Raw genomic sequence first — 15,996 nt, 5'->3', positions numbered from 1 at the left:
GGAATAAAAAATGGCAGGAAATTCAATTGGGCAGTTATTTAAAGTGACTACATGCGGTGAGTCGCATGGGGTTGGGCTTATGGCAATTGTAGATGGCGTGCCACCCGGCATTGAATTGTGTGAAGCAGATTTACAAAAAGATTTAGATCGCCGTAAACCGGGAACATCTAAATTTGCAACACAGCGTAAAGAGCCTGATCAAGTTAAGATTATTTCTGGTGTATTTGAAGGTAAAACCACAGGAACATCAATTGGTTTATTAATTGAAAACACAGATCAAAAATCAAAAGATTACGGTAACATTGCGCAGACTTTTCGTCCTGGGCATGCCGATTATACATATACCCAAAAATATGGTTTTCGAGATTATCGTGGTGGTGGGCGTTCAAGTGCCCGTGAAACTGCAATGCGTGTTGCAGCAGGGGCAATTGCTAAAAAGTATCTTGCCGAGAAGTTTAATATCTTAATTCGTGGTCATGTCACGCAAATTGGTACTGAAAAAGCAGAAAAACTTGATTGGAATGAAGTTCCAAACAATCCGTTTTTTTGTGGCGATATAGATGCCGTACCACGTTTTGAACAGTTGGTCACCTCACTACGAGAACAAGGTACAAGCTGTGGTGCTAAGCTAGAAATTTTAGCTGAGAATGTACCTGTAGGATGGGGTGAGCCTGTTTTTGACCGCTTAGATGCTGATATTGCTCATGCTATGATGAGTATCAATGCTGTTAAAGGTGTTGAAATTGGCGATGGTTTTGGCGTAGCAGAACAGTTTGGACACCAAACACGTGATGAACTCACAACAGATGGTTTTTTAGCAAATCATGCAGGTGGAGTTTTAGGCGGTATTTCATCAGGTCAAACAATTCGTACAGCTATTGCTCTAAAACCAACTGCAAGTATTACGACATCCGGTAAAACGATAAATTTGCAAAGAGAGAATACAGACGTTCTAACAAAAGGGCGTCATGATCCATGTGTAGGTGTTCGTGCAACACCTATTGCAGAAGCAATGATGGCAATTGTTTTAATGGATCATTTTTTAAGACATCGTGCACAAAATGCAGATGTTATTCAACCGATTGAACCTATTTAAAAAAAGCCCCTCTTAGCAGGGGCTTTTTTGTAGTAAAACTATTGAAAAATGTATCCATATTAATGATAATAATTATTGTTTGTATCTTAAGAATCATTATTATGGAAGATGTGTATAAAAAAATATTCTGGAGCTCGTATTTATTTACAATTCTATTCAATTATAGCCATGCAGAGGAACAATTACCGACTATTACATTAAAAGCCCAAACTAAAAATACAATTAATCTAAATACATTAGGTAATTTAGAAATTAGTGATATACCTTTTTCGATAAATAACTACACACATGATTTAATCCAAAAACAGCAAATTACTACTTTAGCACAAGCATTAAAAAATGATCCTAGTATTCGTACAACCACAAACGAAGGGCATTTGAACGAAAACTTCCAAATACGTGGCTTTAGTGTTGCATCTGATGATATTGCGCTGAATGGAATGTATGGTATGGCACCTATTAGTCGTATACCAACGGATATTTTAGACTCTATTACCGTACTCAAAGGGCCAAATGCCTTGGTGGGAGGTATAGCACCCACGGGAAGTGTAGGGGGTGTAATTATTGCAAATACGAAACGTGCAGATAAAAATTTAACGCAACTGAATACAAGTATAGAAAAAAGTGGATATACAAAAACAGGTATAGATATCTCTAGACGTTTTGGTGCAGAAAATCAATTTGGTATACGTGTTAATAGTACATATGGTGAGGGTGAACACACAATTAAAAGTATGAAAGATCAGTTAAAATTAGGATCTATTGCGACAGATTATACAACAGATAAAATAAAAATAAATTTAGATGCATACAGCATTAGAGAGCATCGTAAAAATGGATCTCCTGCTATGGTTTCTATGGAGAAACTTACAGAGGTAATTGATGCACCCAGTGGTGACAAAAATTATTTTCCACATTTAGATGGTAAAACAAGTAGCGATTTTATTGGGTTATCAACCATTTACAAAATTACACCCATAACTAAAATTTTTGGTGGAATAGGTTATGCTGAAAAAGAGTACGAAGGACATATTTTTGGCACGCGTATGATTTTGAAGAATACTTTAGGTGATGCAACTTCACAATATTATCGTACTGCTCTTAATGAACATAACACCACATTCAACGCGGGTATAACGACAGAGTCTAATTTAAGTAAATCACATCATGTTATTGAATTTCGTGTCGATTATTTAAATAGAAATTATTGGCAACATGCAAAAGCAACATCTTCAGCATTTACCACAAATTTATATAATCCTACAACGATAGGTACGATGCCTACTACATATCCAACTTTATTGCCTTATGGAAATCATTCTTTTACAAGTTATACCTTCACAGACCAAATTTCGTTTTTACAAGACCAAATCAATTTTATTTTAGGTGCTCGATATCAAGAGATGAATATCAAGAATACATATTCTGACACTCAATATAAAGCGAATAAACTTTCACCAACTCTAGGTATTACATTTAAAGCGAATGATCTAACCTCAATTTATGCAAGTTATGTAGAAGGGCTATCACAAGGTGTAACCGTAGACAATATATTAGACGTAAATTACGGAAAAACGTTTAAACCATTTCAAACAAAACAATACGAGCTTGGATTAAAATATAAAACAGTAGATTGGTTTAATACATTTGCGGTATTTCAAATTGAAAAACCTTCTACTATGACAACAGCCTATACGGACTCCCAATATACTCAACTTACAACTGATGGGGCAAACACTCGTTCCAGAGGGCTAGAATGGCAGTTTAATGGCAAATTATCTGAAAAAATAAATTTATCAGGAAATGCAGCTTATACCCATACAAAAATAATAAAAGCTTCGGAGAATCAAGGGAATAACGTATATGGTGTACCCAAACTGACAAGTAGTTTGAATTTAGAATATTCACTATTTGACAGAGCAGTAATTAATTTTGGTACCCAATATGTTGGAAAGCAATACTTAAATAATCAAAATAGCCTAAGCCTGAAAAGTTACTTTATAATGAATTCAGGGATTAGTTATAAAGTAACAATGTTTAAAGTTCCAACAACAATAAATTTAAACATCGATAATATTACAAATAAAAAATATTGGGCAGGCATATTTAATAGTAACTACGCCATTATTGGTGCAGATCGAAATTATAAATTAGGGCTAACTTTTAATTTTTAGGAAATTATCATGTTTAAGCAAATTGGCATATTAATCACAATTTTAGGCGCTATTTTTATCTATTTATCTCACAACAATCAAAATTTATTAAAAATAGCTTTAAAACCTAGATGGAAATATTTAGGAATTATCACATTATTAATAGGACTGAAATTCTTATGCTCAAATCAAATTATTATCGGCGTATTTATGTGGCTTATTTGTCTAAGTGTCATTTTGTCATTTATACCTTTTATTCAAGTGATCTTTAAAAATGATAAATCTATTGTGGATTAGAGTTTTTATAGCAAGTGTATTCACTTTTACATTCTCTATGATGTTAGTAAGTATTCTATTTATCTTCATGCAACCTTATTTTTCTAAAATAATTTTAGCTCAATATGTCATCTGGTTAATAGTATGGATATGGCTTCCTCTAATGATGAGCTGTTTATATTTTAAATATAGTTGGTATTGTTTACTTATACTCAATGTTATGAGTGCATGTGTTTTACTTTGGATTAAATAATGAAAATTAAAACAGAATTTTTAAAATTAAGTAAAACTTTACATACGTGGACAGGAATTATTTCTGGAATTTTTCTTTTTATTTGTTTTATCGCAGGTGGATTATCTGTTTTCCAATATCAAATAACACAATGGTCAACTCCACCACAACAAGTCGTAAATTATACACCTCAAAATATTAATCAATTTATTCAAGCTGTTCAGAAACAAGTACCTATTACTCAAGATCATTTTACTTTAAATCTAAGTAATAATGTTTCCCATAAAATTCCTATGATATGGCAAGAAGGGCACTCAACATGGATAGCTAATATACAAAATAATCATCTTAAAGTTGAGCAACAACAGCCTTCAGAACTAGGTCATTTAATTGAGCTTCTGCACGAAACAGCAGGTATACCCACACATATTGGGCACGAAAAAACAGGTGTAATTTTAATGGGATTTATCTCATTGCTTTATTTTATTGCAATAATTTCAGGGCTAATTTTACACTTGCCAACATTAGTAAAAGACTATTTAGTAATTCGAAAAACAAAAAACAAAAAAAGATTTTTATTAGATATGCATAATGTCGTTGGTATTACTAATCTACCTTTTCATATTATTATTAGTTTAACCGTTATTGTATTTGCTTTTCATGATGTATTTTTCACAATTTTATCGAATTTAACAGGGCAAACTATTTTCAATAAACCTATTATATCTGAACAATATATTCAAAAAAAACCATTAGATATCAAGCAAATTTTACTGAAAACAAATCATATTGCTCCTAACTATCAAGTTGATTATATGGATTTTAATCATCTTCAAAATCAATCACAAGCAGTGGTTAGAATTGCAATATATAACAGCGATAACATGCTCCGAGGTGCTAATCATAATTTTGTAATAATGAATCCCTATACATTAGAAGTTACAAATAAATTTTTTCTAAATGCAAATGGAATAGAACAATTTATCCAATCTATGTTTGCGCTACATTTTGGTAGTTTTAATGGAATCTGGACACGTTGGTTATACTTTATTTTAGGGATAGGTGGGGCTTTTTTATTTTATACTGGAAACTTGCTTTGGATTCAAAGTCGCAAAAATAAAAATAACTTAAGTGTAAGAGTTTTAGAAAAAATTACTATAGGTGCAATGATTGGTAGTGTATTGGCGATAAGTCTAGTTATGGCAACAACCAAATGGGTAGTTATTTTAGGTTTTCCAAAAAATTTACTTAATCTCTATTTTATATATGGTTATTATTTTATTTTTACGCTTAGTATTTTTTACTGTTTAATAACAGATTCCAAAAAATCTTTGAAACATTTATTATTTTTAACAGCTCTAAGTCTTTTTAGTTTTATATTTACATCTATCATTGCTTTTTGTGTTCCAACATTTGGTTTATGGGTAAATATTTTAAGTGTTGATATTACAGCATTTTTTTTAGCCATTTGTTTTTGGTATATTTATAAAAAAAGAAGTGGTTAACCACTTCTTTTTATCTTTTATTTTGCTGGTTTTTCTTCAAGTTGTTTAAGCAAATGTTTTTCCAAATAATGGATATCCATTGCTTTTTCACAGAAATCTTTATCTTGTAAGATCAGATCTTTATGTAAAGGAATATTTGTTTTCACACCTGTTAGAATCATTTCATCTAAAGCCTGACGCATACGCGCAATTGCCGTTTCACGATCTTTACCATGAGAAATGAGTTTAGCAATCATTGAATCATAGTAAGGTGGAATACGATATCCTTGATAAATATGTGAATCTAGACGAATACCTGCACCGCCTGGTGCATAAAATGTTTCAATTTTACCTGGCGATGGCATGAAAGTCGTTGGATCTTCAGCATTAATACGACATTCAATAGCATGGCCTTTTACTTCAACATCTTTTTGTTCAATACTTAAGCCAAGTCCTGCTGCAACACGTAACTGTTGTTCGATAATATCAATACCTGTGACTTGTTCAGTTACAGGATGTTCTACTTGAACACGTGTATTCATCTCAATAAAGAAGAACTCATCATCTTCAAATAAAAACTCGAATGTACCTGCGCCACGATATTGCATTAATTCACATGCATGTACACATGCTTGTAAAATATCTTCGCGTGCTTGTTCTGGTAAATTAGGAGCAGGGGCTTCTTCAAGTACTTTCTGATGACGACGTTGTAAAGAACAATCACGATCGTACAAATGAACGGCATGTCCATTACCATCTGCTAGGATTTGTACTTCTACATGGCGCGGTTTCTGTAAGAAACGTTCCATATAAACAGTATCATCACCAAACCACATTTCAGCATCACGCTGTGCAGCTTGTACAGATTCAAGTAATGTATCAATGCGTTCTACAATACGCATACCACGACCACCACCACCAGATGCTGCTTTAACAATAAGTGGGAAGCCAATCTTTGCAGCTTCTTCTTTTGCATTAGCAGGTGTAACGGCATGCTGTGAACCAGGGACAGTTGGAACACCTGCTTTACGCATTGCTGTAATTGCAGATACTTTATTACCCATAAGGCGAATATGTTCAGGTCGAGGACCAATGAAAATATAACCTGAGCTTTCTACCATTTCTGCAAATTCAGCATTTTCAGATAAAAAACCATAACCTGGATGAATTGCATCTGCGCCTGTTACTTCAGCAGCTGTAAGTAGAGCAGGGATGTTCAAGTAACTTTCACTTGTTGCACCTGGTCCAATACAAACAGCTTCATCTACAAAACGTAAATGCATTAAATCTTTATCAGCATCTGAATACACACCAACAGTTTTAATGCCTAACGATTTACACGCACGTGTAATACGCAATGCAATTTCGCCACGGTTTGCAATTAATACTTTTTGCAACATATTAAACCCCGTGATTATGCGCGGTAGCGGAACAATGCTTGACCAAATTCAATCACATCGCCATTTTTTACTAAAATTTCTTCAATTACACCACTTTGAGTTGCCTCAATTGGGTTCATAATTTTCATTGCTTCGATGATGCCTAATGTTTCACCTGCAGAAATTGTTTGTCCAACTTCTACAAACGGTGCCTCACCTGGGTTTGGTGCAGCATAAAAAACACCAACCATTGGCGCAGTTTCTACAACGCCACGAGGTGTTTTCGCTTTAGGGGTACCTGATGATGCAGGTGTTGCAGCTGGCATTGCAGCCATACCCATTTGAACAGGAGCAGGGGCAGGACGAGTTAAAGCAATAGATTGATCGCCTTCTTTAACTTCAATTGCTTGAAGATCTGATTCAATCATTAGGTCAATCAATTTTTTGATTTTACGAATATCCATAATATTCCTTACAAGGACTCATTAAATAGAAGAAAGGGCATGATGTAGTGCAAAATGATAGCCTTTTGCGCCTAAACCACAAATAACACCAATCGCTTTATCACTTAGATAAGAATGATGCCTAAATGTTTCGCGAGCATGTACATTAGATAAGTGTACTTCAATAAAGGGGATAGCAACGCCTAATAAAGCATCACGTAGTGCAACAGAAGTATGTGTTAAAGCAGCAGGATTTATAATTATAAATTGTATATTGTCATCTTGAGCCTGATGAATTCGATCAACAATGGCCCCTTCCCAATTACTTTGAAAGGTTTCTAATTTACAACCATATTGTTGTGCATCTTTTAATAGGGCAGTATTTATATCTTCTAGAGTTTTATTGCCGTAAACTTCAGGTTCTCGTTTACCAAGCAAATTTAAATTTGGTCCATGAATGACCAAAATACGTGAAGACATGTTTTCCCTCCTAAAGAAAACTTGCACTATATTTTTGTAAGATACAAACAAAAACTGCTTTTAGCCTACATTTTAGTTACAGCTTTTAAAAAAGCTACTCATAAAATTAAAATACAATACAACTCAAAATTTTGCATATATTGTTAATTTTTAGAGAATTTAGCAATGTTAAAAAATGCCATTTTTTAATTTTTATTTGGTAAATATGTAAATCAAAAAATAGCCTAAGTAAAGTTATTAGTTAAAACTAAAAAAAGTAACAAAAAATGAAAAGAAAAATGATAAATTAAAAAAAATCTGTAATAGAAGTAAAATATATGAAGAAATTAATACTATTTAGCGTATGTTTGTTAGGTTATACGTCAATATTAGCAGCATCACCAAACCAAGAAAATGATATCAATATCATGATACGTCCTGCAATTTACGGACTATGGGGTATGAAAATTCCTGAAAACCAATGTATAGAATATTATAACTTTAAAAACAATGGACAAGCCATTATTCATAGTGCAAAAGAATGGTCAACAGGTATTTATGAATATCAACCATCAGATGAAAACAATGAAATTGGAGCATTAGCATTACAGATTAAATATGATAATAATGAAAAAGATTGTTCAAATCAGCAAATTAACCAAACAGGGGAGGTATCACAATATTTTATCCATTGGAAAGATGATAATAATATCCAATTTTGTGATTCTGCAAAAGGAACCAAATGTTTTGCTGACTTAAAACGTGTTTTACCTTAACTATAAACAATTTGGTGGTTTCGGCACACCTGCAAGTTTGCTTAAGTGCCGAGCAACCAAACCAGTTTGAAACTTTTCTTGTAATACGGCGTTATTAATATCAGGACTGACCGTTTTAATTAAATACTTAATTAAAGGTCGTGTCGCAGGTGAGTGCCCAAACTGTTGGTAAAATTGGCGTACAGCTAAAAGAATTTCAATATGCCATTCCGTTAGTTGTAAATCAGCTGCTATAGTTTGAGCAATATTTTTGTCCCAAATTTGATAATCGACTAAATGTCCATCTTGATCTAATTCTAAACTCATATATTTTTTACTTAATCGTAATACATCTTTTATATTGTAAAAGAATTTCTACAAATTGTAGATAGGTAAGTACAGTATGAGTTTGATTCAAAAGCATATCTTTTTCTAAAACAAAAATATTGGGCATATCTAAATCTTGTAAAGTCACTGCATCGGCAAGTAATACCACCATGTCTGCATCTGTCTTAAGTGTTAAAAGTTCTTGTACCTTTAAAGGATTTTGTAATAAAAATAAAGTATGCATATTACCAATATAAGATATGATCAAATTGCTGTAAAAATTCAGGATTAAGTTGTATAACATCTAAATGATGCGAGGTTGCTAAAACATATGGATGATTCACATCTTTATTTAAAATATAAAGTGTTTCTATATCATAAAATTCAAACCCATCAACGAGATTAGAAGCAAGTTTAAAAGCATTTTTTTGAGTATCAAATATCATATTATTTTGAAGTAGCGTTAAAGCTTGATCTTGTAATAACACTTTTACGTTAGAACCAAACGTTGCCAAAACCATTGTGGCAGATACTGCTTCTACCGTTTGTAATTGAGTTACATTGGCATGATTTAAAATAACAAGAATATTTTTCACAAAAAACCTAATTAAAATTGAATTACACGTTCTGCTGTTTCCACGGCATCAGCAAGTTGACCAAGTCCAACAAGCTCAAACCCTTTTGCTAAATTATACTGACTTAATTGATGACGTTTTGAATTTTCTTGATCTGTAATACCACGATTAAGTGCAGCACTTACACAAACAGGTAAACGAACGCCTAATTTTTGCCATTCTTGAGTTAAATTTTTCTGATCATCGGGTACCCAATTAAGCTGATTAGCAACATAAACAGCATCTTGATAAAAAAATACTTGAAACGGCGCTTGTTTTTGTTTTAATGCTTGTGCTGTTTCTAAAGCATGCCATGCAACAACAGATAAAGGGGATGCTGTAATTAATAAAAGCGTACTCATATACTAACCACCTATAATAATGATAACAATTATCAATTAAAGTCTCAAAATATTCATAGTAATATAAACTAAAAATACAGCGAGACAAATATGAAAACACGTATAGAACACGATACTATGGGCGATGTTGCCGTACCATCAAATGCAATGTGGGGTGCTCAAACACAACGTAGTTTACAAAATTTTAAAATTGGTAGCGAGCATTTACCCCGTGCACTTATTGAAGCAATGGGAATTGTGAAAAAATCAGCCGCCATAACAAACTATCAACTCAATCAAATTTCTGAAGATATTACCAATGCGATTGTGGATGCTGCTCAAGAAGTTATTAAGGGAAAATGGGATAGTGAATTTCCTTTGGTTATTTGGCAAACAGGTTCTGGTACTCAAAGTAATATGAATTGTAATGAAGTTATTGCAAATATTGCCAATCAAAAACAGGGGCAGGCACTAGGTTCACAATATCCTGTACATCCAAATGATCATGTAAATCGTGCACAATCCACCAATGATTCATTTCCAACAGCGATTCATGTTGCAGCCAGTTTGCAAATAACTCGGTTACTTATTCCTGCTGTAACACGATTACGTAATACGCTTGCAGAAAAGTCCGAAAAATTTAAAAATATTGTGAAAATTGGTCGTACTCATCTCCAAGATGCAACACCACTCACTTTAGGACAAGAATTTAGTGGCTATGTAAGCCAACTTGACCATGCGCTTAAACGTTTAGACTATGCTTTAGATGGTTTATATGAATTACCACTTGGTGGTACAGCAGTAGGGACAGGACTTAATGCACATCCAAATTATGCTGAACAAGCTGCTCAACAAATTGCTAAGCAAACTAATTTACCTTTTATAACAGCACCCAATAAATTTGAAGCGCTTGCAGGACGTGATGCAGCAGTTTTTGCATCTGGCGCATTAAAGACGCTTGCTACAAGTCTAAATAAAATTGCGAATGATGTACGCTGGCTTGCAAGTGGTCCACGATGTGGTTTGGGTGAACTTCGTATTCCAGAAAATGAACCAGGTTCTAGCATTATGCCTGGCAAGGTGAATCCAACACAAAGTGAAGCAATGACAATGGTGGTTGCACAGGTATTTGGTAATGATACCACTATTAATTTTGCAGGTGCATCGGGTAATTTTGAACTTAATGTTTATATGCCTGTAATTGCCTATAATCTTTTACAATCTATTCAATTATTAGGCGATGCGTGTAATAGTTTTAATGATCATTGTGCTGTTGGTATTGAACCTAATCGTGAAAAAATCGAATATTTTTTACAAAATTCATTAATGTTGGTTACGGCATTAAATCCTGTGATTGGTTATGAAAATGCCGCTAAAGTTGCAAAAACAGCCTATAAAGAAGGAAAAACGCTAAAAGAGGTCGCTGTTACACTTGGACTTGTAACCAATGAAGAGTTTGATGAAGTTGTAAAACCTGAAAACATGGTTGCACCTAATGCAAAATAAATCATTGTGTCTTACAATGCATCAAATTTATTGATTTTATTTGTACATGCTTAATATTTATTTAACAGATACGCAACAACACGTTCAATTTAACGATTATCCAGGAGATCATCCGGTTAAATTTATTTTAAATTTTAAGAAAATTTTTCCAAGTGTGATGGAGTTATTACTTCCTGTACTACCTGAGGATAATAACTTAGAGGAAATGTCATGGGAATCAACTACACATGACTTTAATGTATTTAAAGCATTTTTAAGCGGATGGGGCATCGTTGAGTTACGCCTTACTGCATTATCTAAATTTAAAGAACGTGCTTATGCAGATCAGTTAGTAAAAACGGCGCAAAAAAAACGTCAAAGTTTTGATAAAAATTTAAGTGCCATGGAACATGATTATTTATTTTTACATGAACTCCATGCACTTATTGATGCTGAACTTGTAGAAGTGGGTGAGTCTTTTTATTTACCAACGCTTCGCCAAATTTGGAAACCATTGGTTTCAAGCAAAATTTTACAAGGATAAAAAAAACCGCCATCAGGCGGTTTTTTATTAATGTTGTTTTAAAGCTTTATCACATTGTTCTTTGTCTAATGCACCGTCCCAACGTGCCACAACAATCGTTGCACATGCATTACCAATAATATTAGTTAAAGCACGACATTCAGACATAAAACGGTCAATCCCCAAAATCAGTGCCATTCCTGCAACAGGAACATCCGGAACAACAGAGAGTGTTGCTGCAAGTGTAATAAAACCTGCACCCGTCACACCTGCTGCACCTTTAGAGCTGATCATTGCCACTAATAAAAGCGTAAGCTGTTGTGTGATTGTTAAATCAATATTACATGCTTGTGCAATAAATAAAGCTGCCATCGTCATATAAATATTAGTGCCATCTAAATTAAATGAATAGCCAGTTGGAATAACTAAACCAACCACGGACTTTTCACACCCTGCATTTTCCATTTTTCTCATTAAATTAGGTAATGCAGCTTCAGACGAACTTGTACCTAAGACAAGCCATAATTCATCTTTAATATAACGAATTAAATTTATGATTGAAAAACCGTTATATTTTGCAACTGCACCTAAGACAACAAGGATAAATAAAATGGCAGTAATATAAAAAGTGGCAATCAGTAATGCTAGATTTCCAATGGAACCCACACCATATTTACCAATGGTAAAAGCCATTGCACCAAATGCCCCAATAGGTGCAAGTTTCATCAACATACCCACAAGTTTAAAAATAGGCACAGTTAATGTATTTAAAAAATCAATGATAGGCTGTGATTGCTTACTTGTAGATGCAAGTGCAATACCAAACAAAACCGCAACCACAAGAACTTGTAGAATATCCCCACCAACTAATGGACTAATCAGTGTTTTTGGAATAATTCCCATTAAAAAGCCAACGAGAGTTGAGTCATGCGCTTTTTCTACATATTCTGCAACTTTATCACCTTGCAGTGAAGCAGGGTCAATATTGAGTCCATGCCCCGGTTGAATCACATTGGCAACAATCATCCCAACAAACAATGCAAGTGTGGAGAACGTGACAAAGTAAAGCATGGCTTTACCTGTAACACGTCCCACGCTACCAATATTGTTCATACCTGCAATACCTGTTACAACCGTTAGAAAAATAACAGGTGCAATAATCATTTTTACAATATTAATAAAAGCATCGCCAAGTGGTTTAAAGCTTTCACCTACTGTAGGAAAAAAATGTCCAAGTAAAATACCAAGCGTAATCGCAAAAATAACTTGCACATATAAAATTTGGTAAAACTTTTGTTTTTTGGGCGGAGGAGATGAATGCACAAGAGCCATAAAAAATTCTGCTTTAAAATCTAATTCTAAAATTCTACTTTAAAAATGGATTTTAAGTCGAAATGTCTTCATTTTAGTTTTAAATATGATAAAAAATATAAAAATAAGATAAAAAACTTATAATTCAATTATTTAGATTTAATATAACTAGTTTTTGAAAATTTTTGCTTGTTATGTAAACGAAATAGGCTATTTAGACTTTAGTCTTATATGTTGTTAAATAGCCTATTTTTAATCAAATATAGCGCTGAATTGCTTGATGTAAATTGGTCTGTGCATCAATCACCGTCATAAAAGTATATGCACCAATAAATTTACGGCTAATAAACATAAATTCTTTAGGTGGAACACTAAAATAACGTGATGCCATAGATTTACTTGCACGCTGTATTACACGTTGGTGCAGTTGGCTCTTTTTCCAGTGATAAAGTCCCTGTTCATCCACTACACCATACGGCGCACTTTCGCCCGTACTAAATGGTTCTGTTGCCACTAAAAAGACACGTGCCATATCGGGTTTTATACTCACAGGAATTTGCTCAAAAAATGGATAACCCTGCATTGCATTGACCATTTCGTCTAAATTGTGATGGAAACCTGCTTGAATAAGATTATGTGCCACACGTAGTAAGTTTTGATCAAACTGACGGATTGCACCAAAATCGAGGAGTACAATTTGGTCTTGGGTTTCGTTTAAACGTACCAAATAATTGCCAAAATTAGGGTCTGTTTGCATTTCACCCCATTCAAACAACTCACGTACGGCGATTTCAAGTGAAGCTTCACCAATTTTATTACGGCGTTCTTGACTCAATTGTTGTACAGCGGGGCTATTAACAGGAATACCTTGCTCATAGGTCATACAAAGTACAAGGTCTGTACAATAACCTTCTATAATTTCAGGCACCACATAACGGGCATCACCCTTAAGATAGTCTGCAAAACGGCGAGTAGTTTGCGCTTCTAAAGCATAATCTACTTCACGGTGCATCATTTCACGCACTTCATCAAACCATTGGTCAAATTCACGCGTTTGCGGGGCAAGGTGTGTGAGTTTAAGCATATTCTTAAATAAGCTCATATCTGAATCAATGGCAGAGGCTACCCCTGGGTACTGAATTTTAAGTACCAATTGGCGTCCATCAGATTTTTGTGTAGCACGATGGACTTGTGCCAACGAAGCTGTTCCAATGGGTTCTGGATCCACGTCTAAATCATCAAGACGTGTCCCAAGCTGTTGTTTAAGATGCGGTAAAATCGCATCCCATTCTAAAGCAACCGTTTGGTTGTTTAAGGTATTAAGGGCATTCGTCACTTCTTGTGGAAGAAAATGCTCTCCATACAGTGCCATCATTTGCCCTATTTTGACAATAGAGCCCTTGAGTTTGCCAATTTCAGAAACTAAGTAGTTCGCCTGTTCCATCAGCACTTTCTTGCGTTTTCGTTCTTTTTCTTCTTCACTTGAAAACAAAGATGTTGCGTTTGAAGTTGCCCAACGCGTACCTGCAAGAAAAGATGCTTTTGCGATAGATAAACGTCGATCAATAGAAGATGTTTTTAGATTTTTTAATTTATCTTTCTGATCCGACATAAATTAAGTCCTTCAATTTAGGGAGAGTAAACAATTTATTGTAACGGAAAAACGGACATAGGCAATTATTAAACGCCCCCGTATTTACGAATTAAGGTTAAGCTAGCTTCATTTAGACCAATTAAACAGCACTCAATCTGTTGTGCTTTAAATTTCTCTACCACACTTTGCAAGGCTTCTACTGATGTTACATCCCAAATATGGGCATCTGTTAAATCAATGATGACTTTTGTAGCATTCACGTTGTAATCAAATGCTTGTGTTAAACGACTTGATGAAGTAAAGAAAATTTGCCCCGTAACAAAGTAGGTTTGAACACCATCTTTTAGGGTTGACGTAATACTAAGCATTTTTTCAAGTTTATTGACAAAAAAGACAGCCGAAAGTAAAACACCTGTTAAAACGCCTAAAGCCAAATTGTGTGTTGCAAGGACAACTGCCACCGTTGCTAACATTACTGTATTACTACTGGTTGAATTTTGGTTAAATTGAAGCGATTTCCAATTAAATGTACTGATACATACCATAATCATTACAGCGACCAATGCTGCCATTGGAATAACGCGCAACCAATCGCTTAAAAACAAGACTAAAATAAGTAAAAACACACCTGCAAAACATGTTGATAGGCGTCCACGTCCACCTGATTTGACATTAATCATGGATTGACCAATCATAGCACACCCTGCCATACCGCCCATCAGTCCTGTGGTGATATTAGCAATGCCTTGTCCAACGCATTCTTGGTGTTTGTTACTTTTGGTTTGCGTCATATCATCAATAATGGTGGCAGTCATCATCGATTCAAGTAATCCCACAAATGCCATTGTCACGGCGTAAGGGGCAATAATACTAAGTGTTTCCAAATTGAGCGGAATTTGAGGAATTAAAAACACAGGCAAGGTGTTAGGAAGTTGTCCCATATCGCCTACAGTGCGCACATCAACCCCAAATATAACAGCAAGCAATGTAATGGTGACAATACACACCAACGGCGAGGGAAGAATTTGTCCAATTTTAGGAAGACGTGGAAATAAATAAATAATGGCTAAACCCAATGCGACAAAAATATATACCATGAGTGGCATATTTGTCAGTTCAGGCAGTTGCGCCATAAAAATAAGAATGGCAAGGGCATTCACAAACCCAATGACCACAGATTTAGACACAAACCGCATGAGTTTTGCCAATTGGATACGCCCAATAATAATTTGCAAAATACCTGTTAAAATGGTGGTGGCAAATAAGTATTGAAGTCCATGTTCTTTAACTAAGGTCACCATTAACAGTGCCATTGCCCCCGTGGCTGCCGAGATCATGGCAGGGCGACCACCCACAAAAGCAATCACCACCGCCATGGAAAACGAAGCATATAAGCCAATACTTGGGTCAACACCTGCAATAATTGAAAATGCAATGGCTTCAGGAATAAGCGCAAGACCCACCACTAAGCCTGAAAGCAGGTCAGCACGAATGTTGCCAAACCATTGTTGTTGGTACGACATA

Annotated in this window: 17 protein-coding genes; 7 read left to right on the top strand and 10 right to left on the bottom strand. The window is 34.6% G+C overall.

Features of this window, described 5'->3' with window-relative positions:
• Positions 1–10: 10 nt before the first annotated feature.
• The 4 genes from aroC to PCI70_RS06895 all read left to right on the top strand — a co-directional run bounded on the left by aroC (position 11) and on the right by PCI70_RS06895 (position 5,262).
• Positions 11–1,096, top strand: coding sequence for a chorismate synthase (gene aroC, locus PCI70_RS06910; RefSeq protein WP_269914599.1), 1,086 nt, complete (start codon positions 11–13; stop codon positions 1,094–1,096).
• 101 nt (positions 1,097–1,197) lie between these two features.
• A complete protein-coding gene (locus PCI70_RS06905; RefSeq protein WP_269914598.1) occupies positions 1,198–3,270 on the top strand; it encodes a TonB-dependent receptor in 2,073 nt (690 codons plus the stop codon).
• 9 nt (positions 3,271–3,279) lie between these two features.
• Complete coding sequence (locus PCI70_RS06900; RefSeq protein WP_269914597.1) at positions 3,280–3,546, top strand: hypothetical protein; 267 nt, start codon at positions 3,280–3,282, stop codon at positions 3,544–3,546.
• A gap of 231 nt (positions 3,547–3,777) precedes the next feature.
• Positions 3,778–5,262: a PepSY-associated TM helix domain-containing protein gene (locus PCI70_RS06895; protein ID WP_269914596.1), complete on the top strand. Its 1,485-nt coding sequence runs from the start codon at positions 3,778–3,780 to the stop codon at positions 5,260–5,262.
• 17 nt (positions 5,263–5,279) lie between these two features.
• Here PCI70_RS06895 and accC read toward each other — a convergent pair whose 3' ends face one another.
• From accC to aroQ, 3 genes are read right to left on the bottom strand one after another with little or no spacing between them, the layout of a single operon-like run.
• Positions 5,280–6,641 (bottom strand): acetyl-CoA carboxylase biotin carboxylase subunit, encoded by a 1,362-nt coding sequence (accC, locus tag PCI70_RS06890; RefSeq protein WP_269914595.1) that lies wholly within the window; start codon positions 6,639–6,641, stop codon positions 5,280–5,282.
• Positions 6,642–6,655: 14 nt separating this feature from the next.
• Positions 6,656–7,084 (bottom strand): acetyl-CoA carboxylase biotin carboxyl carrier protein, encoded by a 429-nt coding sequence (gene accB / locus PCI70_RS06885; protein ID WP_269914594.1) that lies wholly within the window; start codon positions 7,082–7,084, stop codon positions 6,656–6,658.
• A gap of 21 nt (positions 7,085–7,105) precedes the next feature.
• Positions 7,106–7,543: a type II 3-dehydroquinate dehydratase gene (gene aroQ / locus PCI70_RS06880; protein WP_269914593.1), complete on the bottom strand. Its 438-nt coding sequence runs from the start codon at positions 7,541–7,543 to the stop codon at positions 7,106–7,108.
• Positions 7,544–7,860: 317 nt separating this feature from the next.
• Between aroQ and PCI70_RS06875 the strand changes: the two genes are divergently transcribed.
• Positions 7,861–8,298, top strand: coding sequence for a hypothetical protein (locus tag PCI70_RS06875; protein WP_269914592.1), 438 nt, complete (start codon positions 7,861–7,863; stop codon positions 8,296–8,298).
• Here the strand turns inward: PCI70_RS06875 and PCI70_RS06870 are convergent, their stop codons facing one another.
• The 4 genes from PCI70_RS06870 to tusD are packed head-to-tail and all read right to left on the bottom strand — an operon-like array spanning position 8,299 to position 9,580.
• Entirely contained in the window at positions 8,299–8,604 is a 306-nt protein-coding gene (locus PCI70_RS06870) for a TusE/DsrC/DsvC family sulfur relay protein (protein WP_269914591.1), read from the bottom strand.
• A 7-nt stretch (positions 8,605–8,611) separates the two neighbouring features.
• On the bottom strand, positions 8,612–8,848 hold the full coding sequence (locus PCI70_RS06865) for a hypothetical protein (protein ID WP_269914590.1): 237 nt from the start codon (positions 8,846–8,848) through the stop codon (positions 8,612–8,614).
• A 1-nt stretch (position 8,849) separates the two neighbouring features.
• Complete coding sequence (locus PCI70_RS06860) at positions 8,850–9,200, bottom strand: hypothetical protein (protein ID WP_269914589.1); 351 nt, start codon at positions 9,198–9,200, stop codon at positions 8,850–8,852.
• An 11-nt stretch (positions 9,201–9,211) separates the two neighbouring features.
• Positions 9,212–9,580 carry a sulfurtransferase complex subunit TusD gene (gene tusD, locus PCI70_RS06855; RefSeq protein ID WP_269914588.1) on the bottom strand — a complete coding sequence of 123 codons (369 nt, stop codon included), beginning with the start codon at positions 9,578–9,580 and terminating at the stop codon, positions 9,212–9,214.
• A gap of 90 nt (positions 9,581–9,670) precedes the next feature.
• Between tusD and fumC the strand changes: the two genes are divergently transcribed.
• Together fumC and PCI70_RS06845 are read left to right on the top strand one after the other, a co-directional pair.
• Positions 9,671–11,065, top strand: coding sequence for a class II fumarate hydratase (gene fumC / locus PCI70_RS06850; RefSeq protein ID WP_269914587.1), 1,395 nt, complete (start codon positions 9,671–9,673; stop codon positions 11,063–11,065).
• A gap of 46 nt (positions 11,066–11,111) precedes the next feature.
• Positions 11,112–11,588 (top strand): hypothetical protein, encoded by a 477-nt coding sequence (locus tag PCI70_RS06845; RefSeq protein ID WP_269914586.1) that lies wholly within the window; start codon positions 11,112–11,114, stop codon positions 11,586–11,588.
• Positions 11,589–11,615: 27 nt separating this feature from the next.
• On the opposite strand, the gene PCI70_RS06840 is transcribed toward PCI70_RS06845, so the two are convergent.
• The 3 genes from PCI70_RS06840 to PCI70_RS06830 form a co-directional block, all read right to left on the bottom strand.
• A complete protein-coding gene (locus PCI70_RS06840) occupies positions 11,616–12,899 on the bottom strand; it encodes a dicarboxylate/amino acid:cation symporter (protein WP_269914585.1) in 1,284 nt (427 codons plus the stop codon).
• Positions 12,900–13,134: 235 nt separating this feature from the next.
• A complete protein-coding gene (locus tag PCI70_RS06835; protein WP_269914584.1) occupies positions 13,135–14,490 on the bottom strand; it encodes an ABC1 kinase family protein in 1,356 nt (451 codons plus the stop codon).
• A 68-nt stretch (positions 14,491–14,558) separates the two neighbouring features.
• Complete coding sequence (locus tag PCI70_RS06830) at positions 14,559–15,995, bottom strand: SulP family inorganic anion transporter (RefSeq protein ID WP_269914583.1); 1,437 nt, start codon at positions 15,993–15,995, stop codon at positions 14,559–14,561.
• Position 15,996 lies beyond the last annotated feature (1 nt).

The sequence above is a fragment of the Acinetobacter sp. HY1485 genome, assembly GCF_027568475.1.
Classification (GTDB): Bacteria; Pseudomonadota; Gammaproteobacteria; order Pseudomonadales; family Moraxellaceae; genus Acinetobacter.
The sequence above is the reverse complement of the archived record's forward strand: the minus strand, read 5'-3'. Positions and strand labels throughout refer to the sequence as shown.

Coding starts and splice junctions, on each gene's coding strand:
- PCI70_RS06875 (WP_269914592.1), top strand. CDS start 7,861: ATGAAGAAATTAATACTATTTAGCGTATGTTTGTTAGGTTATACGTCA.
- PCI70_RS06845 (WP_269914586.1), top strand. CDS start 11,112: ATGCTTAATATTTATTTAACAGATACGCAACAACACGTTCAATTTAAC.
- fumC (WP_269914587.1), top strand. CDS start 9,671: ATGAAAACACGTATAGAACACGATACTATGGGCGATGTTGCCGTACCA.
- tusD (WP_269914588.1), bottom strand. CDS start 9,580: ATGAGTACGCTTTTATTAATTACAGCATCCCCTTTATCTGTTGTTGCA.
- accB (WP_269914594.1), bottom strand. CDS start 7,084: ATGGATATTCGTAAAATCAAAAAATTGATTGACCTAATGATTGAATCA.
- PCI70_RS06830 (WP_269914583.1), bottom strand. CDS start 15,995: ATGTCGTACCAACAACAATGGTTTGGCAACATTCGTGCTGACCTGCTT.
- PCI70_RS06840 (WP_269914585.1), bottom strand. CDS start 12,899: ATGGCTCTTGTGCATTCATCTCCTCCGCCCAAAAAACAAAAGTTTTAC.
- PCI70_RS06865 (WP_269914590.1), bottom strand. CDS start 8,848: ATGCATACTTTATTTTTATTACAAAATCCTTTAAAGGTACAAGAACTT.
- accC (WP_269914595.1), bottom strand. CDS start 6,641: ATGTTGCAAAAAGTATTAATTGCAAACCGTGGCGAAATTGCATTGCGT.
- aroC (WP_269914599.1), top strand. CDS start 11: ATGGCAGGAAATTCAATTGGGCAGTTATTTAAAGTGACTACATGCGGT.
- PCI70_RS06870 (WP_269914591.1), bottom strand. CDS start 8,604: ATGAGTTTAGAATTAGATCAAGATGGACATTTAGTCGATTATCAAATT.
- PCI70_RS06835 (WP_269914584.1), bottom strand. CDS start 14,490: ATGTCGGATCAGAAAGATAAATTAAAAAATCTAAAAACATCTTCTATT.
- PCI70_RS06895 (WP_269914596.1), top strand. CDS start 3,778: ATGAAAATTAAAACAGAATTTTTAAAATTAAGTAAAACTTTACATACG.
- PCI70_RS06900 (WP_269914597.1), top strand. CDS start 3,280: ATGTTTAAGCAAATTGGCATATTAATCACAATTTTAGGCGCTATTTTT.
- PCI70_RS06905 (WP_269914598.1), top strand. CDS start 1,198: ATGGAAGATGTGTATAAAAAAATATTCTGGAGCTCGTATTTATTTACA.
- aroQ (WP_269914593.1), bottom strand. CDS start 7,543: ATGTCTTCACGTATTTTGGTCATTCATGGACCAAATTTAAATTTGCTT.